Genomic DNA, 26,621 nt, shown 5'->3' on the forward strand with positions numbered 1-26,621 from the left:
TCGAAGGATTTATTTTTATTTTACTTTAAATTGATTTACAATACTTACTAATTCATCAGCCATAAGATCTAAAGTATCTGCAAGACCCTCTACATGCTCTATAGCTGATTGTTGTTCTTCACTACTTGCAAGTACGGTTTGAGTTCCAGCACCTGTTTGTTGACTCACTGCACTTACTTCTCTCATACTCATTTCTATTTCATTTATACCAATTGTCAACATATTAGCTATAGTTGCAAAATTAGCTATTGCATCATTTACTCGTTTTGTTTCCTCTTTTATATTCTCAAAAGATTCTGTAGCTTTATTTATTACATTGCTACCTTTATTTACTTCCTCTATACTTTCATTCATAGATATAGTTACATCACTCATATCATTTTGTATATTATTTATAATTTTTACTATATCTTTTGAAGCATTCCCAGTTTGTTCAGCCAATTTTCTTATTTCATCAGCTACTACAGTAAATCCTCTGCCTGCTTCTCCTGCTCTTGCTGCCTCTATTGCTGCATTTAATGCAAGTAAATTTGTTTGGTTAGATATATTATCAATAAATGTGATTATTTTACCGATTTCTTTAGTTTCTTCAGTAAGGGAAGATATTTTTTTAGATGAATTTTCCACCTTATGAATAATGCTTTCTATTGCATTTTGTGTATCATTTATATGTACTGTTCCAAGAGATGCCATATCTGTAGCATGACCTGCAGCATCTTTTATATCCTTTGCCTTTTCATCTACTTCTACTACTTTTTTGCTCATTTCATCAATTATCATATTTGTTGCATCTACAGATTGAATTTGATTTTCTGTACCTGTTGCAACTTGTTCAACTACAGCAGAAATTTCTTCTGAAGCTTTTACTGTATGATATGATTTTTCTTTTAAATCCTCTATTGATTTCTTTATATTATCTGAAGAGAAATTTACTTTCTCTATAACATTAGTTAAAGATTCTATCATACTATTAAATGATTCCTGAAGTAATCCTATTTCATTTTTAGATGTTACTTTTATACTTTCTGTCATATCTCCATCTTTAATTTTTTCAGCACTTTTTCCTAAATCTATAATTGGTTTTGTAAGTACTCTAGATATAATTGCTGTAAGTATAGCTATCATAATTCCTGCTAAAATTACTATTATACTAGTTCTTTTTAATGCTCCAGAGGCCATAGTCTCTATTTCTTTTGTATCTTGTTCTACAACTACCCCCCAATTAGTATAAGGGACAGTAGTGTATGCTCCTATTACATCTTTTCCTGTTTCTGTTTTATATCTTTCAACATTTGTTTCACTTTTTACTGCTTTTTGTGCACCTACATTTCCCTCTTCTACAAAATTATATCTTTTTACTATTTTATTTTTAAAATCTTCATGACCTATTACAGTTCCTGTTTTATCTACTATGTATGCATTACCTGTATTACCTATTTTTTGAAATTTAACAATATTACTAAGTTCATCTACATTTAATTTAGCTGCAATTACTCCTTTAACTTCTAATAATTTGTTTTTTATAGGAATAGAAATCATTATACCAGGTTTTTTTGTGTTATTATCTATAAATGAATTTGTAACATATTCTGAACCTTTCTTACTCATTACAAAATATAATTCATTTGCAAGAGTATCTGTAGTCTCTTTTGTCGCAGCTATAGCATTACCATCCATATCTATAACATAAATATCTTCTATTGATGGTATCTCATCTCTTACACTTTTTAATAAGCTATTTGCATCCCTTTGCTCCATATTACTAAAATCATTTGAATTTGAAAGGGTTTCAACAGCACTAAAAGAATTAAGAACCATATAATTTGCTTGATTAGCTATAGATTTTGCAATTGTCAAATTTGATTCTTTACTCATTTCTATCATGTTTTTTTTCTCAAAATTGTAATTTACTACCCCTATTATAATTATAGGTATAAGTGAAAGTAACAATACCATTGTTATAAGCTGATTTTTGATACTATTTCTAGTTTTAATCCCATTTTTCTTATTATTTTTTTTGAAATTTAATGGTATTTGTTTCCATTTAAAACCTTTAAATTTGGCAATTGGATTTTTAATCTTCTTATTCTTCAGTTTTTTTAACAACATCTCTCCTCCATTCTTAAAATTATTTTACTCAATTATTCTATATTCGACATTTTATATCTAATTCCTCTTTTTAATTGAGTTTTTCATAAAAAAATTCCCAGAAATGTTAAAAATGACTGCATTCATTCTAAACAATCTGGAAATTATTAAAATCTTATTTTCTAGTTTCTTGTTTTAAATATTCATTTATAAACTTATCTATATCTCCATCCATAACTTTATCAGTATTACCTTCTTCTGTATTTGTTCTATGATCTTTAACTAAATTATACGGATGGAATACATATGAACGTATTTGAGAACCCCAACCTATCTGATTATAATTACCTGCCAAATCTTCAATTTTTTCTTTTTGTTCTCTTTCTTTTAGTTCTATAAGCTTTGATTTTAACATGTTCATAGCTGTTGCTTTGTTACTATGTTGTGATCTTTCACTTTGACATTGAACTACTATTCCTGTTGGAATATGAGTTATCCTTATGGCTGAATCCGTAGTATTTACATGCTGACCTCCTGCACCACTTGCTCTATAAGTATCTATTCTAAGGTCAGAAGTTTCTATTTCCACTTCATCCTCATCACTTAATTCTGGCATTACATCAATTGATGCAAAAGAGGTATGTCTCCTTCCAGATGAATCAAAAGGTGAAATTCTAACTAAACGATGTACTCCTTTTTCACTTTTAAGATATCCATATGCATTTTCTCCAACAATCGACATATCTACTGATTTTATTCCACCTTCAGTATCTTTTTGCATATCCAATATCTTTACTTTATAATTCTTTCTTTCTCCCCATCTAGAATACATTCTAAAAAGCATTTCTGCCCAATCTTGAGCTTCAAGGCCCCCTGCACCAGAGTGAATTGATACAATTGCACTATTTTTATCATATTCACCACTTAATAATGTGGATATTCTAAACTCATCTAATTCTTCATCAATATATTCTACTTTTTTTTCAATAACATCTAAAAAACTCTTATCATTTTCCTCTTCAGAAAGTTGTATAGATATTTCAAGGTCTTCTATTTCATCATTTAGTTCATCATATTTATCTATTTTTTGTTTTATAGAATTTAATTCTGCTATAATTTTTTGAGCTTCATCATTATCATCCCAAAAATCTGTTTTCTGCATTTCACCTTCTAAATCTTTTGACTTCTCTCTAAGTTTAGACAAGTCAAAGTGAAACACCTACCTCTTTTAATCTGTTTTCAAATTCTTTTACTGTACCATTATATTTTTCTAATTCTAGCATAAAACTCTCCTTATCTACCACAACATTTTTTGTATTTTTTCCCACTTCCACAAGGACAAGGGTCATTTCTTCCTATTTTTTCTCCTTTTACAACTGTTTTTTGTACAGGTTTTTTATTCCCATGACTTGAGCCTGTTACTTTTGCTACTCTTTTTCTCTCTATCTTTTCTTCTGCCTCTAAATTATACAAATATTTAACTGTTTCTTCTTGGATGTTTTTAATCATTTCATTAAACATATCATATCCTTCTACTTGATATGCTCGAACTGGATCTTCATTACCCATTGCACGAAGTCCTATACCTTGACGTAATTGATCCATTGCATCAATATGCTCCATCCATTTACTATCTACTACACGAAGAAGTATTACTCTTTCAAGTTCTCTCAACTGCTCACTACCTACTTCTTCTTCTTTTTCTTCATATTTTTCTATAGCTTTTGTATATATTTTTTCTTTTAATTCTTCTTTTGTAATATCTTCTTTATCTTCTATATTTAATTTTTCATCTTCTAAGAACATAGGGGATAAATAATTTTCCATTCCTTCATAATCCCATTCCTCAGAATATTTAGAAGATGCACTATACATCTCTACTACACCATCCACCATATCTTTTATCATAGAAAATATATAGTCTTTCATATTTTCGCCTTCTAAAACCCTTTTTCTTTCCTTATATATAACTTCTCTTTGCTTATTCATTACATCATCATATTGAAGTACATTTTTTCTTATACCAAAGTTTTTACCTTCAACCTTTGATTGTGCTGACTCTATTGAACGGTTTAAAAGTTTATGCTCAAGGGGTTCATCTTCAGGCATCCCTAATGTATCAACTATACTTTTTATTTTTTCACTTCCAAAAAGTCTCATTAAATCATCTTCAAGTGATATGAAAAATTTAGAGGCTCCTGGATCTCCTTGTCTTCCTGCACGACCTCTTAACTGATTATCTATACGTCTTGATTCATGTCTTTCTGTACCCATTATATATAATCCACCAGCATCAAGTACTTTTTTAGCTTCATCTTTAGTATTTGCTTTATGTTTTTCTAACAATTTATTATATTTTTCTTTTATATCATTTACTTCCTGATCTTCACTTTCAAGTGGACTATCTGCAAGAGCTATTAAATGTTCAGAATATCCCTTTTTCCTTAAATCTGCTTTTGCCATAAACTCTGGATTACCACCAAGAACTATGTCAGTACCACGACCAGCCATATTAGTAGCAATAGTTACAGCTCCAAGTCTACCTGCTTGAGATATTATCTCTGCCTCTCTCTCATGTTGCTTTGCATTTAACACTTCATGCTTTATACCTTGCTTTTTAAGTAATCTACTTAATATCTCAGAGTTTTCAATACTTATTGTACCAACTAATATTGGTTGACCTTTTTTATGATGTTCTTTTATTTCTTCTATTATTGCACCAAATTTTGCCTCTACTGATTTATATATTAAATCCGAATTATCTTCTCTTATTACCGGCTTATTTGTTGGAATTTCTACGACATTCATATTATATATATGTCTAAATTCATCTTCTTCTGTTTTAGCAGTACCAGTCATACCAGATAGTTTGTCATACATTCTAAATAAATTTTGGAATGTAATAGTTGCAAGAGTTTTAGATTCTTTTTTTACATCTAATCCTTCTTTTGCCTCAATCGCTTGATGAAGACCATTTGAATAGCGTCTTCCAAACATAAGTCTTCCAGTAAAGTCATCAACTATTATAACTTCACCATCATTTACTACATAATCTTTATCTTTCTGCATTATATTTTGTGCTTTTAATGCTTGATTTATATGATGAGTAAGCTCCATATTTTCTGGATCTGCTAAGTTTTCAACACCAAAAAATTGTTCTGCTTTTTTTACTCCTTTTTCTGAAAGTGTAACAGATTTAGCTTTTTCATCTATAGTGTAATCCATTTTTTCTTCTTTCATTTCTCTATTAAATGGATCCTTCTTATTTTCACTTTCTTCTATTATTCTTCCTTCTAATGTACGTGCAAATGTATCAGCAGCACGATATAATTCTGTAGGCTTATCTCCTTGACCAGAAATTATAAGAGGAGTTCTAGCTTCATCAATAAGTATACTGTCAACCTCGTCAATTATTGCATAATGTAGATCTCTTTGAACCATTTCATCTTTATATATAACCATATTATCTTTTAAATAATCAAATCCAAATTCATTATTTGTACCATATGTTATATCACAATTGTAAGCTTCACGTCTTTCTTTTGTCTTTTTACCATGAACTATTATTCCAGTAGAAAGACCTAAATAATTATATAGTTTACTCATCATTTCACCTTGATATGATGCCAGAAAGTCATTTACAGTTATAAGATGAGTACCTTTACCTAAAAGTGCATTTAAATATAATGGCATTGATGCAACAAATGTCTTACCTTCACCTGTTTTCATCTCTGCAATATTACCCTCATGTAATACTATACCACCTAAAAGCTGAACTCTATATGGTCTAATTCCTAAAACTCTATCTGAAGCCTCTCTAACTACAGCAAAAGCTTCAGGGAGTATGTCATCTAATGTTTCACCTTTTTCGATTCTTTTTTTAAATTCATCAGTTTTATTTTGTAATTCATTGTCACTAAGATTTTTCATATCATCTTCAAGCGCTTCTATTTTATCCAATATAGGTTTTAATCTTTTTATTTCTCTACTACTATATGTCCCAAATATTTTTTCAAAAATACCCTTTACCATCAATCTACCTCCAGTTATAGCCTATCCTTATATTATAACATACCTATTTGCCAAATCCAAAGTTGATTCTTCTATCTAATTTTTTATCATTCATGGAGCTCTCTATAAATACAAATAACCCCATAGTTATAAGTACATCTCCTACACTAAATACACCAGCAAGGGGTAATATATTATCTATAGCTATTATTTTACCAAGAATTTCATAATCTGTACCATTTGTAATAGCATCATATAATTTATATTGTCCACTTTCCATTAGTTTTATAGTACTATTCATTCCAGCAATTTTAAGTGCATCAAATGATACTGGAATATTCATTCCATTCATTACGAATACTATAAAATTAGATATAGCTCCTACAAATACTATCCAAAGTGACGGTATATTCATATTTATAATTACACCTATAAAAATTAGTATAAATGATACTAAGTATATTTCTTCTACATAATTTCCTATAACTTTTAAATCTCTATCACTAAATATCAAAACTAAATATTGAAGAACTAAAGCTATTATAATTGGAGATAGTTTTTTAAAATTTAAATTTTTAAGTCTTATAAATTTTCCGCCTTTCATATATCCTACTATTACTGCAAGTAATAAAAACAACCAAATCATCTAAGTCACCTTACCCTTCGTTATATTTATCCATATGTTCATTATATATTATTTCAACAAATATGACTAGATTCCTTCTTTTAAAATTGCTTTTTTACAATAAAAAAGTAGAGAGTTAACTCTCTACTTTTTATATCTATTTAAAATTCTGGTTCTATAAGACCATAATTTCCATCTTTTCTTTTATATAAAACATTAGTTTCATTAGTGTCAGCATCTTTATATACGTAGAAATTATGTCCTAAAAGTTCCATTTGAAGTATTGCTTCTTCTTGAACCATAGGTTTCATTGCAAAACGTTTAGTTTTTACAACTTTTGGTTCATCTTTCGTATTTATATCTTCATAAGGTATATTTTCAAATCTAATAGTCTTTCCATTATGCTTTCTCTTTTCAAGCTTAGTCTTATGCTTTCTAATAAGTCTTTCAAGTGTATCTAATACCATATCAATAGATTTATACATATCACCAGTTTCTTCTTCAGCTCTTATAATAGTTCCAGCAAAAGGTACACTCACTTCTATAATCTGTCTTTCTTTTTCTACAGTCATAGTTACGTTAACTCTAGCATCTTTATAAAAATACTTGTCTAATCTTTCTAATTTGGATTCTACTGCTTCTCTAAGTCCATCTGTTACTTTCATATTTTTTCCTGCAATTATAGTTCTCATAAATCCAACTCCCTTCAATTTATGTAGCTAATTATTTATGTGATTATTTATATAATTACCCATTTAATTTTTCAAATAACATGTAAATTATTTGAAAAATCATAATATATTAAAACATGAGCTTTTTTTACAAATAACCGTATAGTATTTACAAAAAGAAAGAAATTATACATTAAAATTTATATTTATTTATATATTTATCCACATCTATCATCTGTGAATATGTGGATAAATATAGCCTATTTCTGTGGATAATGTGTATAACTCTGTGGATAGTGTATATTAGTACAAGTTATAGTGTGGAAAAATATGTGGAGAAGGTGTTAACTTAAACTAAGATTTATTAACAAAAACATTATTTAATTTTCGTTCAATTTATATTAATAGTCTATATTAATATTCTTACTCTTATAGATAATTAATATGCAAAAAAAATAGAACAAATTAATGTTCTATTTAAAATTTATCATTTTTTACTATCAATAAAATATCCACCACTAGATGGCATATTATTATAATATTTATTTGTAGTAGTTTTACCTCTTTTTATTTCTCGTAAACTTTTCTTTATATCTTCAAATCCACTTTTCATCATATTATTATTTTCATCATCTTGAACTTTTATAGTTTTCATGAGTTTTTCACACTTACTTGTTAATTCTTTTAATCTTACTAAATAATCTTTTTCAATACTTAGCTGTGATAAATCATTTATATTTTCTACCTCTTTAATATTATTATATATCCCTAAAAATTCTACATCTAATCTATTTATTTTTTCAATTACATTTTCTTTATTGTTTATAATTCGGTTTAATTTATCAATATCATTGTTTTCTATTAATTTTTTTTGAACTATTGTAAGTTTATAGAAATCTTCTAATAGTATTTTTTTATCAGATAATAAAGAATTTAACTTTTCTATTTTTGATTCCATATTATTTGCCTTTCTTTGCTAATTTCATAGCTTGTGCCCAAGTATCTCTTAATTCTTTGGATATATCATATATTTCATTTAATATTTCTATATCCTTTCTAATATTAGCTTCCATAAGTCTTCTATTCATATATTCATATAAATTATATAATTGTTTACCTACTTCATATTTTCTATCAACTGTAACCATGAACTCACTAACTATTGCTTGAGCTCTTAAATTACTGTTATGAGATTTTTCTATATTTTTTTCCTCTGCAAAAATAATTGATTCTTTAATAAATCTCATAAGACCTTCATATAATTTTAAATTTAATTCCTCTGGTGATGCTGTCATTATTGAATTATTTTGATATTGTGCATAAGGATTTTTCATTGCCATAACTATTCCTCCTAAATGTGTGTAAAATTGACGAGCTTTCCTTTATACTCTTTCATCAATTATAATCCCTGCTATCTCCCACATTTTCCCTATCATATCTAATATTTTTTCTGATGGTATCTCTCTTATTATTTCATCTGTTTCTGTATCCACTAATTTAACCATAATAGTATTTGTTTTCTCATGAATTGAATATTCAAGTTTCTTATCATACATTTTCAAGCTTTCATTAGATGCATTTACAGCATGAATTAGTTCTTCTTTACTTACTCTTTTTTCTCCTTTAATTCCATTTTCTGATGTTATTTTAACTGAACTTTTATCCTCTTCCTGTCTAATTTCTAAATTAATTTCTTTATTCATAACTGTACTTATATTAGACATTTGAGAACCTACAATTCCTTCTATAGACATTATATTCCCCCTTAAATATCAGCATTTAAATTTAAAACTCTACATTCCTCCACCCATTTGTTGATTTAACCAAGATGATTGAGCACTCATTTGAGAAAGTGCCTTTTCCATTCTTGAAAACATGATATAATAATAATTTTCTTTAGCATCTAAATCCTCAAGTAGTTCACTAATTCTATCTTTATAATCATTAATTTTATCATTCATAGTATTTTTAAATTCAGTTACATCGCCTTCTATTCCAGCTTTTTCTAGCAATATTCCTTTTCTACCATTTTCATCTCTAGTTATTCTAATATTATCTTTAAGAATATCATTAAGACGTTCTGCTAAACCTTGACTCTTATATCTTATACTTCTATTAGAAGAATCTTCATAATCAATATTAGAGTCTTTTGCAAACAAACTTTTCACCTCTTCTGGTTTGTCATTTAATGATTGTCTTAATTTTGCTTCATCTATGACTAATTTACCTTTATCTAAGTAATTTGAGCTTGTTTTAATGCCTATATCATAAAGACTAATATCTACTCCTTCTACTTTATCATATAAAGCTCTTCTCATTTCATAAGTTACTTTTTGCAAAATTGAATCACTTCTTAATAAACCACTTTTTGATTTTTCCTCCCATAGTTCAATCTCTTTTTCACTCATTTCTTTCTTTTGAGCATCTGTTAATGGTCTATAATCTCTATCTCTCTTTTCTCCTAATTCATCATTTATTTTTGTAATAACCTCGTTATATTTCTCTACAAAACCTTTAATTTTTTCTATAGTTTTATCAACATTAGAGTTAATTGATATATTAATTTCACCAGCTTCTTCTGCTTTTAAATTAAATTCTACACCATCTATTGTAAATGTATTAGAACTTCTATTAGTTGTTACTCCATTATAAGTAAAACTAGCATCTTTAGCACTTTGATCTTGTACTAATCCTAAAACCCCTGTTAAAAAGTTTCCAGTATTATCACTCAAAGATACTTCATTCATAAGTCCAGTTTCTTTTGATTCCAATTGAAATTCATCTGTTACACTATTATACTTTAATGTAACTCCTACATCACTTTTATTTACAGTATCTATAACATCTTTAATAGTATCAGTATCATTAAATGTAAAATTCTCATTATTTATAGTAAATGATATTTCATTTCCTACAAATGTAATATTTTCACTAAATTTAGCATCTTTAAGTTGACTATTAATATTTATTGTATTAGTTTGACCATTAGTAAAACCTAAATCATCTACAATATTTTCTTTACTATTAGAAATTTTAATTTCTTCACCATTTGTTCCTAAAAATACTAACTTTCCATTTAATACACTGGCACTTATGGAACTATCAGTTAATTGTGAATTTATTTCTGTAACAAGACTAGATACATCATTAAAATCATCTGAAAGATCTATATTATAATCAGTACCATCAATATTTATATTAAATTCTTTGCCAATTTCAGATATATCAATGTTAACTGTAGATTCTAACTTATCTATCTTTGCTCCATTAGATAATCCTAAGTTTTTAATTACATCATCTGTTGAACCACTATTAAAAATAATCTCATCTGAAGTATCATGAGATACAAACTTTAATTTATCTCCATCATTAGTTACTTTAATATTACCTTCGCCAATAGCTGTATCAATATTAGATTGAATTTGTGTACTAAGCTCATTAATATCATTAGCATTAACACTAATATCCACTTCAGTTTCAGTTCCATTTATATCTATTTTAATTTTACCTGTAAAATTTAGTGGTTCAGTAAAATCAATAGTTGTTCCTGTAATTGAATTAGATTGATTATTCTTGAAGCCTAAATCTGAAACATATGTATTAGGTGTACTTTTTATCTGTAAATTATGACCTACAGAATCTATTTTAATATTACCTCCATCGTTTGATAATACAATATTTCCGGTTCCAAATGAAGAATCTAACTTAGATTGTAAGTCAGATATTAATGTTTCAGTAGTTTCTGTAGAATAATCTTTATCTAATGTTATTGTCTTTTCTACACCATCTAATTTAATATTAAAGCTTTTACCTTGTTTTAAATTAGCTTTATTTAATCCTGTTCCAATCATATTAGATATACTTTTAGAATCATCTGTACTCCAAATCCCTTTTTCAGCTAAAGTAATATTCCCAATAGTATAATTCCCAGGAGATGCAGATCCAGTAGGATTTATACTTATAGCATTAGTATCTACTCCATTTAGTGTAACACTAGAATCAAAAGTACCAAATGCAGAAGTTGAAGTAAAATTATTTTCTGGCTTTAAAAGATTAAAGTATTCATCTTGAAATCCTCTAAGCACATTTGCTATATCTCTATAAGCATCTCTTTTCCATTCAATATATGTTTTTTCCTGCCCCACCTTATCTACCGTTATACGTTCAGCTTTCATAAGTTTATCAATCATAGCTTCTGTATCTAAGCCTGATGCCATTCCCGTTATTCTTAATAAATCACTCAAAAAATCACCGCCTGTAATATAATTTACTTATCTATATAAAGTATCGGCTAAAAATATAATTTCTTTAATCGTCTAAATATTAATTATATTTATTTTCTATTTCCGTTATAGTTTCTTTTAAAATAGGAAGAGTAAATTCCACTGAATTTGACAATGCTGTATAAAATTCAAGAGATCTTTTCATTATAGAAATATCATCTTTACTAGTATTTGATACAGTATTTTCAAGGAAAACTTTATATACTATTGGCTTTATCAAATGATTAATCATATTAAATTCTTCTTGCTTTTGCTTTATATATTTATCAATATTATCTAACCTATTTAATTTTGGACCAATATTATCAGAGTTTTTATTTTCCTTATATATATTTATTATTTTATTACATATTTTAATTGCATCCATAGATTTCTTATGAATTATTTCTAGATTATTATACATATTTTGTAATTTTTTTATTAATAATTTTAATTCATCTAAATTAAATTTAATATCAGAGTTTAAGGCTTCATGGATTTTTCTCGTAACTTCTATATCTTTATAACAATATTTATTTATTGCATCTTGAAATGTCATTATTTCAGTTCCTTCTATTTTGGCTCCACCTTCTGTTGCATCTATATATAATCTATTACTTGTATCATTTAATATTTCGTTTTCAAACCATCTTAAAAAAGTATATAAATCATATCCTGTTAATACCTTATCTCCATATATATTCTCAACTTCAAAATATTTGGTTTTTATAGAATCCGATTTTCTAGCATATTTAGTTCCTTCAGCATGAGTTTTATTATTTGTATATGCTAAATCTTGTCCAATAAAAATTATAGGATCTGCTCCTAATTTTATAGCTATATTAAATGCTACACATGCTACTGATCCACCTAAATTTATAACTCCTACTTCTTTATCAAATTCTTTAAATAACTCTTTAATATATCCTCCCATATTATCTGTTAATACTTTAATTCCCTTATGATTCTCCAATATTTTAGGATGAGAAATAGACATATAAATTAAAGGAATGTTCTCATAATCTAAATTATCAAAATGGGCTAAATTTAGTTCTCCTCCATCAACTGTAACTATAAAATCTGGATTAATATTTTTACTCAATAAAACTTTAAGAGCTGTATCTACACAAATTATAACTGCTTTATTTTTTATATTTCTCAATAATTCAACATTTTTATTTAATGAAGGTCCTGCTGAAACAATAATTACAGGCTTGTTTAAAAATACATCTTTTAATTGACTTATAAAATTACTTTCTACAGCTGCACTCATATTTTTTAATAGATTTTGCTGCCAATCTCTATTAAATTTAATCATAGTATTTCTATCTATTTTTCGTATGTATAAATGGTCATAGATCATTTTATTAACTTTTTGTTCCATATCACTAAATAATTTTTTATAATTAGAAAATGTATAATATTCTACAAGATGACAATTATTCCATGATATATTTTTATTAAGAAAATATCTTAATTTATCTAAATTATCTTCTATCATAATCAAAATATTATTATTTTCTATAATATTAGTTATGTCTATATTTTTAATTATTTCATTAAATATAGATATACTAGGCTCAATAATTAATATCTTTGTTTCATTACCTATACGATTCATTAATTCTTTAATATGATATATCATACCAAGTCCATAAATTATATATATTTTATCATTACTTAAAGTTAAATTAGAAATCCATCTTTTTGCATCTTTGCTAGGATCAAACTTACTATGTAAATGTATTACATTTCTTTCTCTATTAATAATAAATGAAATTTGTCCATTTTTAGCCTTATTAACTTCTACAGTTAAATCTTCTACTTTCTTCTCATTTGTTTTTATATATTCTATCATTGTAGGATATCTCGCATTAATTTTTTCTATATTTTTCGTATGTATTTCATGACTTTTCATAAAAATCTCCTCATAATAAATTTATATTATCACTAATATCTTCAAAACAATATTTTTTTATAGATTCTTTTAAACATAATACATATGTTCCATTTATCATAGCCCCACCTTCTGTAGAATCAATAAATGTAATACTTTTTTCTTTTTGTATTCTATTCTGAATCCATCTTAAATAACTAAATAAATTTTTTGAAGTATAGATATACTTACCATTAGTGTCTAATACTTTTCGTAATGTATTGTTATTAGATACATTCAAATGATTAGCTTCCTCAGAATGAGTTTTTTCTTCACTAAAAGCCAAATCTTGCCCAACAAAAACAATTGGATCACATCCAAACTTTATAAGAATGTCCAGCGCTGTAGTAGCTACTGAACCACCTGTTTCTACAGTTCTATAATTGTTTTTATTTGCCAACTCTTCTGAATTTTTAAATCCATTTTGAAAAGCAATATATTTTTTACCTTTATAATTTAATGCTACTTTTTTATTACATGTTGATAATATTATCATTGGAATAAGTATATTTAACCCTTGTATTTGATCATATACTATATCATAAGGGTCAGTTATTATTATAGCATCAGGAACTATATCATTACTAAGTAATGCTTTTACTGCTCTTCCTACACATAGTATTAGACCTTTATCTCTTATTTTCTTTAATTCATTAATATTTTTATCTAATGAAGGACCTGCTGATACTAAAAAAGCAGGCACATCTATCATTTTGTTAAATAAATTATCAACATATCCATCTACATTTTTTATATTTGAATTAAAATTTTCAATTAATAACTCTTCAACGCCAACTAATTTCTTTTTCATTCTAAATTCTTCAAGCAAATATTTTATTTCTTTATATTGATTAGGGATAGCTTTCATTGATTGAGTATGAAATATAATCTCAAATTCATCTTTATTACTGAGTATTTCTTTTAATTTTTTTATATAAAAATTAATATTATCACTCATAATTAATTCTAATCTATCATCTTGTAAAATAGATCTTAAGTCCATATTTAATAAAGCTTCATTAAATATTTTTTTATTAAATTCAAATACAAATATTTTTTCATTATCAATCCCATCTAAAAATTTTTCTATATGATAACCTAAACCAAAACCAATTAAAATAAAATTCTTTATATTATTTTTGTAGTTATTTTCAAAAAATCTTTGTGATTCTTTTAAAGGATTATATTTACTATGAATGTAAAATTCTAACCCCAAATCATTTACTTTTAATGTTTTATGATTTGTTTTAGTTGATAATATTTGATAATTACTATCACATTTTTCTGATTTCATAATTTTATAAATATCAGGATATAATCTTTTCAATGTCTTCATATTATTTAGATACATATTAATTCTCCTTAATTTACCACAAAGCTAATATTGGATATTTCTTTTTTCCAATATTTAAATATATCTATTAATTCATACTCTAATAAATCACTTACATATACAAAATCTTCATTTTGTAAAGCCTGTTCAAATTCTAAAAGTATTTTTCTTATATTCTTTTCATTAATTTCTATATTATATTTTTCTAAAGTTGGCTTTGTAAGTATAACTACTTCCAAGCACCAATTTATTCCCTCAATTGCTTCTATTAATAGTTTTAAAGCTTCTCCTTCATTATCTTTAGAAAAATGGTCTACTATATTTTCTATACCAGGTATAAGCTTATCAAGATATTCATTGAGTGAATTCAATGATTCATTTATTATATTATTTGCCATTAATATTCCCCCTCTATTAAAATAAGACTAACCTAAAAGGCCAGTCTTATTCTTAAAATATTATATCAATTATTTAATTATCTTAATAATTGAAGTACTCCTTGTGGTTGTTGATTAGCTTGAGCAAGCATTGCTTGAGCAGCTTGGTTAAGAATATTATTCTTAGTGAAACTCATCATTTCTTTAGCCATATCAACGTCTCTTATTCTTGATTCAGAAGCTTGTAAGTTTTCAGATGCATTATCAAGATTCTTGATAGTATGCTCAAGTCTATTTTGAAGAGCACCTAATCCAGAACGTTCTCCAGATAATTTTTCTATAGCAGCATCAATAGTTGTTATTGCAGTATCAGCACTTGATTGAGCAGAAACACTTATTCCACTTACACCTAAACCAGTTGCAGTCATATCTCCTATTGATAATGAAACATTTTCAGTAGCATTAGCCCCTATATGAATTATAGCACCAGATACACTACCATCCAATAAATTTTGCTTGTTAAATTGAGTCTTTTCACCTATTCTAGTTAATTCTTCTTGTAATGCTGTAACTTCTTTTTGTATAGCAGTTCTATCAGCTGTTACATTAGTATCATTAGAAGATTGTACTGCAAGTTCTCTCATTCTTTGTAATATTGCATGAGACTCATTTAATGCACCTTCAGCTGTTTGTATAAGTGAAATACCATCTTGAGCATTACTAGATGCTTGGTTAAGTCCTTTTATTTGTCCTCTCATTTTTTCTGAGATAGATAAACCAGCTGCATCGTCACCTGCTCTATTTATTCTCATACCTGAAGATAATTTCTCTAAAGATTTTGCTGTTGCATTATTGTTGATTCCTAATTGTCTATGACTGTTCATTGCCATTAAGTTATTATTAATTCTCATTTTTATATTCCTCCTTGAAATTTCCTTTTACGGCATCCTTGCCCTTAAGGTTTTTTTATTTATAATAAAGCCTTATATGTATTCGGCCGTTATACAATATAAAGATTTATTATTGTCTACACTTATATTATCGACATATTTTTATATAACTTTAGTATTTTTTCAAAAAATATTATATTTCTAAAATAAATTTTTTAAGCTATCAAAATCTATTTTTCCATCTGCAGCAACTTTATTTTCATTTTGAATGTCAACATAGATTTCTTTTCTATGTATATCTATATTTTTAGGAGCTTTTATCCCTAATTTCACTTTACCATCTTGTATATCTGTTACCACTATTTCTATATTATCACCTATCATTATACTTTCGTTTTTCTTTCTCGTTAATATTAGCATTTATATAGCCTCACTTTCCTTTTCAAATATAGGATGCTTTGTGCTATATCTATTATCGTCTAATACTATTTGAGCTCCTAAGTTTCTTGTTGTGTTTATAACTATAGGACCTGATAGATTTGCTGTCATCTTTTTTAAATCTTTTGGTACTGTTACAATAGTATATAACTTGACTTCTTCTGGTTTCTTAATTTTTAGTTTTTCTACTATTGAGTCAGAAATATTTATATCATAATCTTTTTTAAATACAAATGGATCTATTATTACAAATGCTAAATTACTATCATTTAAAGATTGAAGATAATGAAATGGATTTTCTTCATCATTATTTTTTATTATAATAAATCGATTTTGGTCTTCAAATGCAAGTATACCTGATGGGAAATTTATTATATCTTTTTCTTCTATCTCTATTTCACCAAAATTTTTGGTGTTAATTTTCATATTATCCCTCTTTCTATCTTAGAAAATCTATAAGTGATGGTTGAATTATTCTAGCACCAGCATGAAGTGATGCTTGATACACAGTTTCTCTTGTTTTTAATTCTATTACTACCTCTGCAATATCTACATCTTCATTTTTAGATAATAGTTTAGTTACACTTAATGTTTGATCTTCTAATCTATTCTTATTAAGTTCCAATCTATTAGTCTTTGCTCCTATTTTTGCTCTTACTGATAATACATTAGATACAGTCTCATCTATCTCTGTTATACTTTCATCTATACTTGTAACATCATCTGAATCTAATCCTTGTATCAGCTTATCAAATACTCTTATCATTTCTGATGTATCTCCTTTTGAAACATCTTGTTTATACCCATTATTTGATAAACCGAATAATTCTGTTCCTACTACATTTACATCTATAGTATCTGCTGAGCCTACATTATATTTGGTTTTTTCATCAGTATTTAAATCTATATTATAATTTCCATCACTATCAATCAAATCATCTGCTGTTTTATATCCTGAAAATATAGCCCTTCCTGCGTGTTTAGTATTCGCTACCTTTATTATTTGTTCTCTCAATTGTTTTATTTCTGCTGAAACTTTTTCTTTATCCTCACCTGTATTTGTCCCATCATTTGCAGCTTGTACTGTAAGCTCCCTTGCTCTCTCTAATATATCTCCTATTTGGGACACTGCTGATTCTGTTACCTCCATCCAAGATGTTGCATCGTCTACATTTCTTTTGTATTGCTCTATTCTGGATAAGTCTGTATAATATTTTAAACTCTTTGACACTCCTATTGGATCGTCTGAAGGTAACTGGAATTTCTTTCCTGTTTGCATTTTATCTTGAACTTTACTTAAACCTTGTAAGTTTTTATTTACATTTGTCATCATATTAGATATCATCATATTATTTGTTATTCTCATAATTTATCTCCCTACTAAGCCTAATCTATTTATTGTAACATCATAAATTGAATCTATTGTAGTAATCATTCGAGCTGCTGCATTATATGAATGTTGAAATTTTACCATATTACTCATTTCTTCATCCAGTGATACTCCTGATTCTGATTGGCGTCTAGTATTTATTCCATCAACTATAACCGTACCATTTTCTTTCATTCGTACTGATTGTTGTCCATCTACTGCTAATGTAGATAATACTGATTTCATAAAATCATCTGGAGTACCTTGAGGTGTAGTATCTTTAAAAAATTTATTATCATTTCTCTTTTCTAATAATTCTAATATTATATCATTATTTTCTTTGTCAGAAGGATCAGAACTACTTGATGCAGCTATATTATCCAAGTTGTCCATTATATCATCTGATATTTTTATATTAGATGCATCTATAGCTTCACCATCATCTGACTGGAACATATTTATGCCACTATTTCCATCTCTAGTAAATCCTTTCTGATGTACTTCATTCATTTGTTTTGCAAATATATTTGCAAATTCATTTAATCTAGATATATAAAAAGGAATTCCTCTATATTTACTATCATGTCCAGTTCCATCTCTTACATCTATAAGTCCTTTAAGTTTTCCTGATGTAAGTTTTAATTTATTTCCATTTTCCCATTCTAGCTGATATAATTTTTCTTCTTTGTTTAAAGGATTTTCCACTGTAGGTGCAGGATATTTAAGCCTATTGGAAACTTCTCCTTCTACAAGTATTGTACCTCCTATTGATACATTAAACTTCCCATTTGTTTCTGTTGCATTTATATTTACTATTTCTGATAATTCATCTACCAATAAATCTCTTTTATCTCTTAAGTCATTTGCTTTACTTCCATCTAGTTCTATATTATGTATTTCTTTATTTAGTCCTGCTATCCTCTCAGAATAACTATTTATATTCTTAATATTAGTTGATATCTCAAAATTAACTTCTTTTTGTGCTGATTTTAAGTTTTCTGATGTTGAATTTAAATATTTTGTAAATGCCATCATTTTTTCTCTTACAAGTGCTCTATTAGAGTCATCTGATGGATTTGTTGAAAGTGACTCAAAAGATGTAAACAACTCATCTAAATTTTTTCTAATACTACTTTCTGATGGTTCATTAAATATATGTTGTATTTCAGTAAGAGTATCCTCTTTTACTGTCCACTCGCCTACTGGAGCTTTTTCTCCCCAATATTTAAAGTCCAAGTATGAATCTCTAATCCTATTAACTGCTGTTATATTAGTACCTGTCCCCAAAAATCCTATTCCAGCAATATTAAGTGGATTATTTGATTCTTGAGTATTTTGTTGTCTACTATATCCTCTTGTATTTATATTTGCTATATTATGATTTGTTGTATATAGGTTTTTTTGACTAGCAAGTAATCCTGAAACTGCTGTATTAAACCCTATCCATCCACTCATCTAACCACTCCTAATATTTAATTTCCTACTCTACCCATTTTATTTACTACATTTTCTATCATTTCATCTATTGCATTTACTACTCTACTATTTGCAGTATATGAATGTTGAAATTTTAGCATATTTGCCATTTCTTCATCCATTGATACTCCTGAAACTGCATATCTGCTATTTTGTATATTTTGAATTATGGTATTGTGAGTTTCTAACATTATCATAGAACGATTTGCTTCTACTCCCATATCAGATATAATACTTCTATAATAATTGTCTGCTGTTTGATTTTCAAAAAGTGCTAAATCACGCAGGTCCATAATTTCTTTTGCTATACTTCCATCTCCTCTATCCCCTGATAAAGATGCTACTATATTATTTAACGTATCTAAATTGTCATTTAATTTTATAGTACTTGCATCTATTTCACTACCATTTCTTTTAGATACAAAAAAGTCTTGTCCTGGTTCTCCAAGTAGTGTTACACCTTTTTTATGTATCTCATTTATTTTTGTTGCAACAGTATTTACAAACTTATCTAGTCTGTTTTTTACACTTGGTATTATTGAAGAGTAAGTTTCATCTTTGGAATCAAACTCTCCTCTTGACTCAAGTATCCCTTTTAAATATCCTCCACTTATTTCTACTTTTGAATTGTTTGAATTTTTCCAAGTTATCTCAAAAAATGAATTATCAACAGTCTTAGCTTCTATTTCTCTTGCATTCTCTTCACTTACAAGAGATCTTCCACCAATGTATATATCTATTGCACCATTTTGTTTATTGACTGCATTAATATTTATATTTAAAGATAATCTATCTATTAATGCATTTCTTTTATCTCTTAAATCATTTGCCTTTACACCTGTCGCCTCACTTTGAGTTATTAAACCATTTAATTTTGCTATATCTTTTGATATCATATTTATTTCTTCTACTTTATTTGATATCTCTTTATTTAAGTTTACTTGTAAAAGACTTAATTGATTTGACATGTGATTTACTGTCTCCACAAAGGCTATGGCTCTTTCTCTTACCATTCCCCTAACTGTTAAATTATCTGGATCTTTTGACAGTTCATCAAAACTATTCCAAAGTCCATCCATTACTTCACTTAACCCTACATCTGATGGTTCATTCATTATTTCTTCTACTTGTGAAAAAATACTATATCTTGCATCAAAATATCCTTTATTATCAGCTTCATTTCTAAATCGTTGATCTAAAAATCTATCTCTTATTTGTCTTATGTCAGCTATTTTCACACCTGATCCAATTTGACCATTTACTCCCACTACATTTGTATATCCATTAGATGCTTGTATAACATCTTGCCTAACATAGTAAGGGTTATTACTATTTGCTATATTGTGACTGACTGTATCTAATGCTTTTTTATTTGTATATAATCCTGATATTGCTGATGATAATCCTTGAAACAATTTTTTATCCCCTTTCTATGCTTGCTTATTAAAAAAGCTTGCAGTTTGTTCATTTTTCTTACCTTTGCCATATGTTAAATTACTATCTCTATTTGTAAATAAATCTATATTTAAATTTATATAATCAAGTGAATCTTTTATTAGTCTAGAATTAAGTACGTTTTTTTCTTTTATTTTTTCTAATATATTTACTAATTTATTTCTTTTTTCTTCTAATATTTCTTTTTCCTGTCCTTCTATAAATTCTAAAATCTGAGACACATCAAGTTCACTTTTTTCTTTTTTATGAGCAATATTAAAAAGCACTTTTTCTCTCAAATTTTCAAGTTTCACCAATGTTTCAGTTATAGATTGTTCTTCTTTAGTGATTTCATCTAATTTTTTTATATCTCCATCTACTAATACCTGGGTTTTTTCATCTAAATTTTTAAGTAATTTACTATATACTACTACTTCTTCATCTAATACCTTTATTAATACGTCAACTAATTCTTTCATATTACCCTCCATTAGCCTTTTCTCATGTTTATATCTTCTAATATCTTTTGGGCTACTAATTTTGAATCAATATTGTAATTTCCATTTTTCATTTGTGTCTTAATTTTTTCTATTTTTTCTTTTCGAATATCTGGAGAATCCTTTGCCATTTTAACTGCCTTTTGAATCATTTTCCCTTGATCTGATATTATAAATTGATCTTTTTTATCTACTTTTGAACTTTTATCAATATTCGTTTTATTTTTGTTATATGCACTCTGTATTTTATTTATATTATTATTAAATATTTTCATAAAAACACCTCACCTTTGCATCGCTATATATATTATCGGCAAAGTTGAGGTTTAACTTTAATACTATTTATCTTCTGTTTTTTACGTTTAATTTGTTTCCTGTTCTATAACTATTTTGTTTACTATTATCTACATTATCTTTTTTTAGTGCTCCTTTTAATTCTTTTTCTATTTCATTTGCACACTGATTGCAGAACTTTCCAGTTTTTATAGGTTTAGAACATCTTTCACAATCAAGTATCAAATTACTTCCTTCTTTTATCTCAAGCTTTCCTTGTCTTAAAAATTCCAATATCTTCTTTGTAGAAACTCCTGTTGCTTCTGATACTTCTCTAATATCTGCTTTATTATTACTATAAATATATTCACGAACAGTAAAAAACATTTCTTCTTCTTTACGTCTACAGTGATAGCATATATTAAACCCATCATAATTATATATTTTTCCACATTTTTTACAATTTTTTATATTCATTTATTCTCCTCCTTATATATCCCTACCACTTGCTATTGTTATTAGATAAGTTTTTTTAGCATTAGCATCCATTATATTTCTTTTTGCCTCAGTGTATGTAGCTCCTGTAGTTATAATGTCATCTACTATAAGTACATTTTTATCAGCAAATATTTCTTTATCTATTATTTTAAATGCTCTCCTTATATTTACCCGTCTAAAAGATTTTGATAATCCTGATTGAGATTTTGTCTTTTTAAATTTGACTAAATTTCTAGTATCTAATTCTATATTTAACTTTTCTGAAAGATACTTTGCAAGTAATTCTGACTGATTAAATCCTCTTTTAGACTTTTTTCTCCTTGTCATTGGAATAGGCACTATTAAATCAATATCATTTATATTTCGTTTTATGAATTCTTCTAACAATAATGGTCCTAGCATTTTATATAAATAAGGATTTTTACCATATTTATATTTAAATATTATTTCTCTTATACCATCTGTATAACGAAGAGGACAAACTATATCTTCTGATATTGTTTGTTCTAGAAACTCCAATTTATCTCTACATTCAATACATAAATGATTCTTGATAGCATCTTCATATTCATCACATATAAAGCATATATTTTTTTCTGGATAAATAAGCTCTGATATTCTATCTAATATTTTCATATTTAACCTCTCATATATACATTAAACATATCATTCAATCTTTTAGATAACCCTGAATATCTTGTGGTAATTTTATTATTTTTTATCATCATAGCTAAATATCTTTCCATTCCTACAAGTACTACTAATTCTTTAGCACGTGTTATTCCTGTATATAGTAAATTCCTTGTAAGAAGCATTGGTGGACCCCAGAGTATTGGAATTATAACTACTGGAAACTCTGAACCTTGAGATTTATGAATTGTAGTAGCATATGCAAGTCTAAGTTCATCTAATCCACTAAATGGATATACTACTACTCTTTTGTCATCAAATTCTACTATTAATTCTGATTCCTCATGATCAATTTTTGTTATAATTCCTAAATCACCATTAAAAACTCCTTTTCCTTTTTCTACTGACTTACCATTTTCTATTATCTCCCACTCGCTATTATAATTATTTTTTATTTGCATTACTTTATCGCCTACTCTAAATATAGTATCGGCTATTTTTCTTTCAGCTTTAATTTTAGATTTAGGATTTAACATAGCCTGCAAACTATTATTTAATGAATTTACTCCTGCATCTCCTTTTTTCATTGGGGATAGTACTTGGATATCTTTTATTGGATCATATCCATTAAACTTCCTAAGTCTTCTATAGGCTAGTTCAAGTATGGTATCTACTATTTGAGAAGGATTATTTCTTTTCATAAAAAAGAAATCTTTGTCTTTTTTATTTAAATGAGGATATTCTCCTTTATTTATTCTATGAGCATTTACTACTATCATACTTTCCTTTGCTTGTCTAAATATTTCATCTAATTCTACTATTTTTATAAGTTTTGAATCTATTATATCTCTAAGTACATTTCCCGCTCCAACTGATGGCAACTGATCTACATCACCTACAAGTATAAGTCTAGTTCCTGGCATAATTGCCTTTAATAAATGATTCATTAAAAGTATATCTACCATTGATACTTCGTCTATTATAACTACGTCACTTTCCATAGGAGTACCATCATCTACTCCAAATGCCATCCCTATTTCTTCATCTACAAATGAATATTCAAGTAATCTATGAATAGTTTTAGCTTCTTTTCCTGTAGCTTCACTCATTCTTTTAGCTGCTCTTCCAGTAGGTGCTCCAAGGGTTACTTTTAAATCTTTTTTCTCAAATATTTTTATTATGCTATTTATTGTAGTAGTTTTTCCTGTTCCAGGACCACCTGTAACTACTAAAACTCCATTATCTATAGATTGTTCTATAGCTTCTTTTTGTCTACCAGCTAGTTTTATACCTTCTTCATTTTCTATTTCATTTATTTGATTATCTACATCTATATCTAAATCATTTAATTCCACATTTGAAAGTTCTATTAATTTTTTACTTACATTTGCTTCTGCTGTATAAAAAGGTATAGAATATACCACTATTTCTCCGTCTATGTTTTCAAGCTTTATATTATTGTCAATAGCCATTTGAGTTATTCCATTGTCTATTATCTCTTCATCTATGGAAAGCACTTCTTTTGACTTATTAACAAGTGTTTCCTTTGGCATATATGTATGACCTTCAGTGGTAAACTTCATAATTGCAAATTTTATCCCTGCTCTTATTCTATAAACAGAGTCAAAAGCTATACCCATTTCCATAGCTATTTTATCTGCCATTTTAAACCCTATGCCAAATACTTCTTCTGATAATCTATATGGATTCTCCTTTACCTTCTGTATTGTCTTATTTCCATATTTTTTATATATTCTTACTCCAAATTTTGAACTAATTCCATATTGTTGTAAAAATAACATAACATCACGAAGTTCTCTTTGTTCACTAAAAGATTCTGCGATCTTTTTAACTTTTTTACTTCCTATTCCTTCCACTTCTTTTAACTTTTGTGGATCATATTGAATTACATCTAAACTATTTTCTCCAAATTTCTCAACTATCTTTTCTGCAGTTTTAGGGCCAATACCTGATATTAACCCTGAAGCTAAATAATTAATTATTCCATTAAGTGTAGCAGGTACTACAGGTTCATAATTTTCTACTTTTAATTGCTGACCAAAAGTTTTATGATGCTCCCAATTTCCTTCTACTTTTATAGTTTCTCCTATATTTAATATAGGAATATATCCCACTATTGTAATTATATCATCTTCAGTTTCAAGTATTGCAACGATATATCCATTTGAATCATTTTTAAATATTATTTCTTCTACTGAACCTTTTATAGATATCAATTTAAAACCCTCCGAACATTCTTATCTATACATTATAACATAATAAAAAGTCATAGTCTTTTTTTAATATCAACAAGTTCTCTAATTAAAAGTGCAATATCTTCCTTAGTTGCAGGAGTGTTGTAGTTTACATTTTGTTCTTTTATATGTGAATCCAACTTTTCTTTATAGGATTGTTTTACTAGTTTCCCATCGTTTATATGTTTTATTATTGTTCTTTCAGTATTTAACACTTTTATTTCTCTTTCTGTAATAAATTTTATGTAAATATCTTCATCTTTTTTCAAAATATCTTCTATATATTTTAAATTAAAATAACCTATTGAGCCATCATTTTTAGATATAGGTTTTCTCGTTTTCATAGGTATCAATATATCTCTTTTTGTAAGGGGTATTGGTACCATATTTTTTGATTCTATAATTTTTCCATATTCATTTCTTACTTTTCTTAAATCTAATGTGAAATATCCAGCTATGGATTTTAGAACCCTGATAGTTCTAGAATAAATAAACATGTCCTCTTTATTCTCAATAATTATTTTTGTGGAATTTCCTTTTGTGTCTAAATAAATTGGAAGTATTGCTATAATCTTATTTATTAGTATCTTATCAATCTCTATCATTTATATCTCCCCTTATTGTTATATTAAAAACATTATATCACCGAACACTTGTTCTTGTAAATGCTTTTCTAAGAATTTGTATATTTGTTTTATATTTAGGAAAGAATAATCATATATATAGGAAAGAGGTGGCACAAATTAAAAACAATATATTAGTGTTATTATTCTTTTTAGTTTTACTTTTAATTGCAGCATGTGGCCTTATTATAGGAGAGCGGAATAGTCAAACAAAAGAGGAAAGTCATAAGACTTCCTCTTTTGTTTTTGATATTATAGCCTTTGTAAGTTGGTTTATACTAGAAGTAATATCTGTAAGTTTGCTTTCTATTCTAACTAAAAGAAATACAGATACAACTATAGGAAAACCTAAATTTGCAATTTGACTAAATATTATCTCCATTTTAAATTACCTCTCTTTTAATTTAATTGATTGTAAAAAAGGGTAGACTTTAGTCCACCCTTTAGATTAAACTGAAAAATCTTGTATTTGTGTTGTAATTATTCTAGCTCCAGCTATAGATACTAAATCTCCTCCAGTTGTTTCAAATATATTTTGGGTTATAATGTTATTCATCGCTGAAGTTATTTCTACTTCTGTTAAATCTTCTCTTGGATCATCTAAGGATATTCTAGTTTTTCTATCCATTGTATTTTTAAATATTAACTCTAGTTTTTTGCTCAACATATTCACCTCCAATCTTTATACTCTACTTTTAATGAATTAAACCATTTCAATTTCTTTTTCATCAATTCTCTTTACTGCTGTAAGTGGTAACTGTTGTAGTCCTGTTATTGAAACCATACTGTCATAAATTCCTTCATCAGTTGCATCTGTTTTAACTGATGAAAGTGTTTTAGATTTTATAATTTCTTTGCCATTTTCATCTAAACCATTTTGAAGCTCTAATTTTACTTTACTTGATTTTAGTATTGTATTTACTGCCATGATTATC

27 protein-coding genes are annotated in these 26,621 nt (G+C 27.1%); all 27 read right to left on the bottom strand.

Features of this window, described 5'->3' with window-relative positions; all coding sequences use genetic code 11:
• Nucleotides 1–15: 15 nt before the first annotated feature.
• A complete protein-coding gene (locus tag D3Z33_RS11045) occupies nucleotides 16–2,106 on the bottom strand; it encodes a methyl-accepting chemotaxis protein (RefSeq protein WP_160197816.1) in 2,091 nt (696 codons plus the stop codon).
• 157 nt (nucleotides 2,107–2,263) lie between these two features.
• A protein-coding gene (gene prfB / locus D3Z33_RS11050; protein ID WP_201750507.1) for a peptide chain release factor 2 occupies nucleotides 2,264–3,371 on the bottom strand; the annotation gives its coding sequence in 2 pieces (ribosomal slippage) (nucleotides 2,264–3,295 and nucleotides 3,297–3,371; 1,107 coding nt in all).
• A gap of 10 nt (nucleotides 3,372–3,381) precedes the next feature.
• Complete coding sequence (gene secA, locus D3Z33_RS11055; protein WP_160197818.1) at nucleotides 3,382–6,120, bottom strand: preprotein translocase subunit SecA; 2,739 nt, start codon at nucleotides 6,118–6,120, stop codon at nucleotides 3,382–3,384.
• A 43-nt stretch (nucleotides 6,121–6,163) separates the two neighbouring features.
• The gene (locus D3Z33_RS11060; protein ID WP_160197819.1) at nucleotides 6,164–6,745 is read right to left on the bottom strand and encodes a DUF5317 domain-containing protein; all 582 of its coding nucleotides are present in this window, start codon (nucleotides 6,743–6,745) and stop codon (nucleotides 6,164–6,166) included.
• Nucleotides 6,746–6,885: 140 nt separating this feature from the next.
• A complete protein-coding gene (gene hpf, locus D3Z33_RS11065) occupies nucleotides 6,886–7,416 on the bottom strand; it encodes a ribosome hibernation-promoting factor, HPF/YfiA family (RefSeq protein ID WP_160197820.1) in 531 nt (176 codons plus the stop codon).
• 466 nt (nucleotides 7,417–7,882) lie between these two features.
• The gene (locus tag D3Z33_RS11070) at nucleotides 7,883–8,353 is read right to left on the bottom strand and encodes a flagellar protein FlgN (protein WP_160197821.1); all 471 of its coding nucleotides are present in this window, start codon (nucleotides 8,351–8,353) and stop codon (nucleotides 7,883–7,885) included.
• Nucleotide 8,354: 1 nt separating this feature from the next.
• A complete protein-coding gene (fliS, locus tag D3Z33_RS11075; RefSeq protein WP_160197822.1) occupies nucleotides 8,355–8,735 on the bottom strand; it encodes a flagellar export chaperone FliS in 381 nt (126 codons plus the stop codon).
• 42 nt (nucleotides 8,736–8,777) lie between these two features.
• Nucleotides 8,778–9,149 (bottom strand): flagellar protein FlaG, encoded by a 372-nt coding sequence (locus tag D3Z33_RS11080; RefSeq protein WP_160197823.1) that lies wholly within the window; start codon nucleotides 9,147–9,149, stop codon nucleotides 8,778–8,780.
• 39 nt (nucleotides 9,150–9,188) lie between these two features.
• Nucleotides 9,189–11,639 (bottom strand): flagellar filament capping protein FliD, encoded by a 2,451-nt coding sequence (fliD, locus tag D3Z33_RS11085; protein WP_160197824.1) that lies wholly within the window; start codon nucleotides 11,637–11,639, stop codon nucleotides 9,189–9,191.
• A 79-nt stretch (nucleotides 11,640–11,718) separates the two neighbouring features.
• Complete coding sequence (locus D3Z33_RS11090) at nucleotides 11,719–13,575, bottom strand: motility associated factor glycosyltransferase family protein (RefSeq protein ID WP_160197825.1); 1,857 nt, start codon at nucleotides 13,573–13,575, stop codon at nucleotides 11,719–11,721.
• A gap of 10 nt (nucleotides 13,576–13,585) precedes the next feature.
• Complete coding sequence (locus D3Z33_RS11095) at nucleotides 13,586–14,944, bottom strand: motility associated factor glycosyltransferase family protein (RefSeq protein ID WP_160197826.1); 1,359 nt, start codon at nucleotides 14,942–14,944, stop codon at nucleotides 13,586–13,588.
• An 11-nt stretch (nucleotides 14,945–14,955) separates the two neighbouring features.
• Nucleotides 14,956–15,324, bottom strand: coding sequence for a hypothetical protein (locus D3Z33_RS11100; RefSeq protein ID WP_160197827.1), 369 nt, complete (start codon nucleotides 15,322–15,324; stop codon nucleotides 14,956–14,958).
• Nucleotides 15,325–15,401: 77 nt separating this feature from the next.
• Complete coding sequence (locus tag D3Z33_RS11105; protein ID WP_160197828.1) at nucleotides 15,402–16,214, bottom strand: flagellin; 813 nt, start codon at nucleotides 16,212–16,214, stop codon at nucleotides 15,402–15,404.
• Nucleotides 16,215–16,394: 180 nt separating this feature from the next.
• Complete coding sequence (gene csrA, locus D3Z33_RS11110; RefSeq protein WP_160197829.1) at nucleotides 16,395–16,613, bottom strand: carbon storage regulator CsrA; 219 nt, start codon at nucleotides 16,611–16,613, stop codon at nucleotides 16,395–16,397.
• On the bottom strand, nucleotides 16,614–17,057 hold the full coding sequence (gene fliW, locus D3Z33_RS11115; protein WP_160197830.1) for a flagellar assembly protein FliW: 444 nt from the start codon (nucleotides 17,055–17,057) through the stop codon (nucleotides 16,614–16,616).
• A 13-nt stretch (nucleotides 17,058–17,070) separates the two neighbouring features.
• Nucleotides 17,071–17,997: a flagellar hook-associated protein FlgL gene (gene flgL / locus D3Z33_RS11120; protein WP_160197831.1), complete on the bottom strand. Its 927-nt coding sequence runs from the start codon at nucleotides 17,995–17,997 to the stop codon at nucleotides 17,071–17,073.
• A 3-nt stretch (nucleotides 17,998–18,000) separates the two neighbouring features.
• Entirely contained in the window at nucleotides 18,001–19,455 is a 1,455-nt protein-coding gene (flgK, locus tag D3Z33_RS11125) for a flagellar hook-associated protein FlgK (protein ID WP_160197832.1), read from the bottom strand.
• Between the two features lie 17 nt (nucleotides 19,456–19,472).
• Complete coding sequence (gene flgK, locus D3Z33_RS11130) at nucleotides 19,473–20,891, bottom strand: flagellar hook-associated protein FlgK (protein ID WP_160197833.1); 1,419 nt, start codon at nucleotides 20,889–20,891, stop codon at nucleotides 19,473–19,475.
• Nucleotides 20,892–20,906: 15 nt separating this feature from the next.
• On the bottom strand, nucleotides 20,907–21,389 hold the full coding sequence (locus D3Z33_RS11135; protein WP_160197834.1) for a flagellar protein FlgN: 483 nt from the start codon (nucleotides 21,387–21,389) through the stop codon (nucleotides 20,907–20,909).
• Between the two features lie 11 nt (nucleotides 21,390–21,400).
• Nucleotides 21,401–21,682, bottom strand: coding sequence for a flagellar biosynthesis anti-sigma factor FlgM (gene flgM, locus D3Z33_RS11140; protein WP_160197835.1), 282 nt, complete (start codon nucleotides 21,680–21,682; stop codon nucleotides 21,401–21,403).
• A gap of 67 nt (nucleotides 21,683–21,749) precedes the next feature.
• On the bottom strand, nucleotides 21,750–22,157 hold the full coding sequence (locus tag D3Z33_RS11145; protein WP_160197836.1) for a MerR family transcriptional regulator: 408 nt from the start codon (nucleotides 22,155–22,157) through the stop codon (nucleotides 21,750–21,752).
• 12 nt (nucleotides 22,158–22,169) lie between these two features.
• Nucleotides 22,170–22,814: a ComF family protein gene (locus D3Z33_RS11150; protein ID WP_160197837.1), complete on the bottom strand. Its 645-nt coding sequence runs from the start codon at nucleotides 22,812–22,814 to the stop codon at nucleotides 22,170–22,172.
• Between the two features lie 2 nt (nucleotides 22,815–22,816).
• Entirely contained in the window at nucleotides 22,817–25,045 is a 2,229-nt protein-coding gene (gene recD2, locus D3Z33_RS11155; RefSeq protein ID WP_160197838.1) for an SF1B family DNA helicase RecD2, read from the bottom strand.
• 50 nt (nucleotides 25,046–25,095) lie between these two features.
• Nucleotides 25,096–25,668 carry a competence protein ComK gene (locus D3Z33_RS11160; RefSeq protein WP_160197839.1) on the bottom strand — a complete coding sequence of 191 codons (573 nt, stop codon included), beginning with the start codon at nucleotides 25,666–25,668 and terminating at the stop codon, nucleotides 25,096–25,098.
• Nucleotides 25,669–25,909: 241 nt separating this feature from the next.
• Complete coding sequence (locus tag D3Z33_RS11165; protein WP_160197840.1) at nucleotides 25,910–26,068, bottom strand: YvrJ family protein; 159 nt, start codon at nucleotides 26,066–26,068, stop codon at nucleotides 25,910–25,912.
• Nucleotides 26,069–26,134: 66 nt separating this feature from the next.
• A complete protein-coding gene (locus D3Z33_RS11170; RefSeq protein WP_160197841.1) occupies nucleotides 26,135–26,353 on the bottom strand; it encodes a DUF2922 domain-containing protein in 219 nt (72 codons plus the stop codon).
• A gap of 36 nt (nucleotides 26,354–26,389) precedes the next feature.
• Nucleotides 26,390–26,614, bottom strand: coding sequence for a DUF1659 domain-containing protein (locus tag D3Z33_RS11175; protein ID WP_160197842.1), 225 nt, complete (start codon nucleotides 26,612–26,614; stop codon nucleotides 26,390–26,392).
• Nucleotides 26,615–26,621 lie beyond the last annotated feature (7 nt).

The sequence above is a fragment of the Senegalia massiliensis genome (assembly GCF_009911265.1).
GTDB lineage: Bacteria > Bacillota > Clostridia > Tissierellales > SIT17 > Anaeromonas > Anaeromonas massiliensis_A.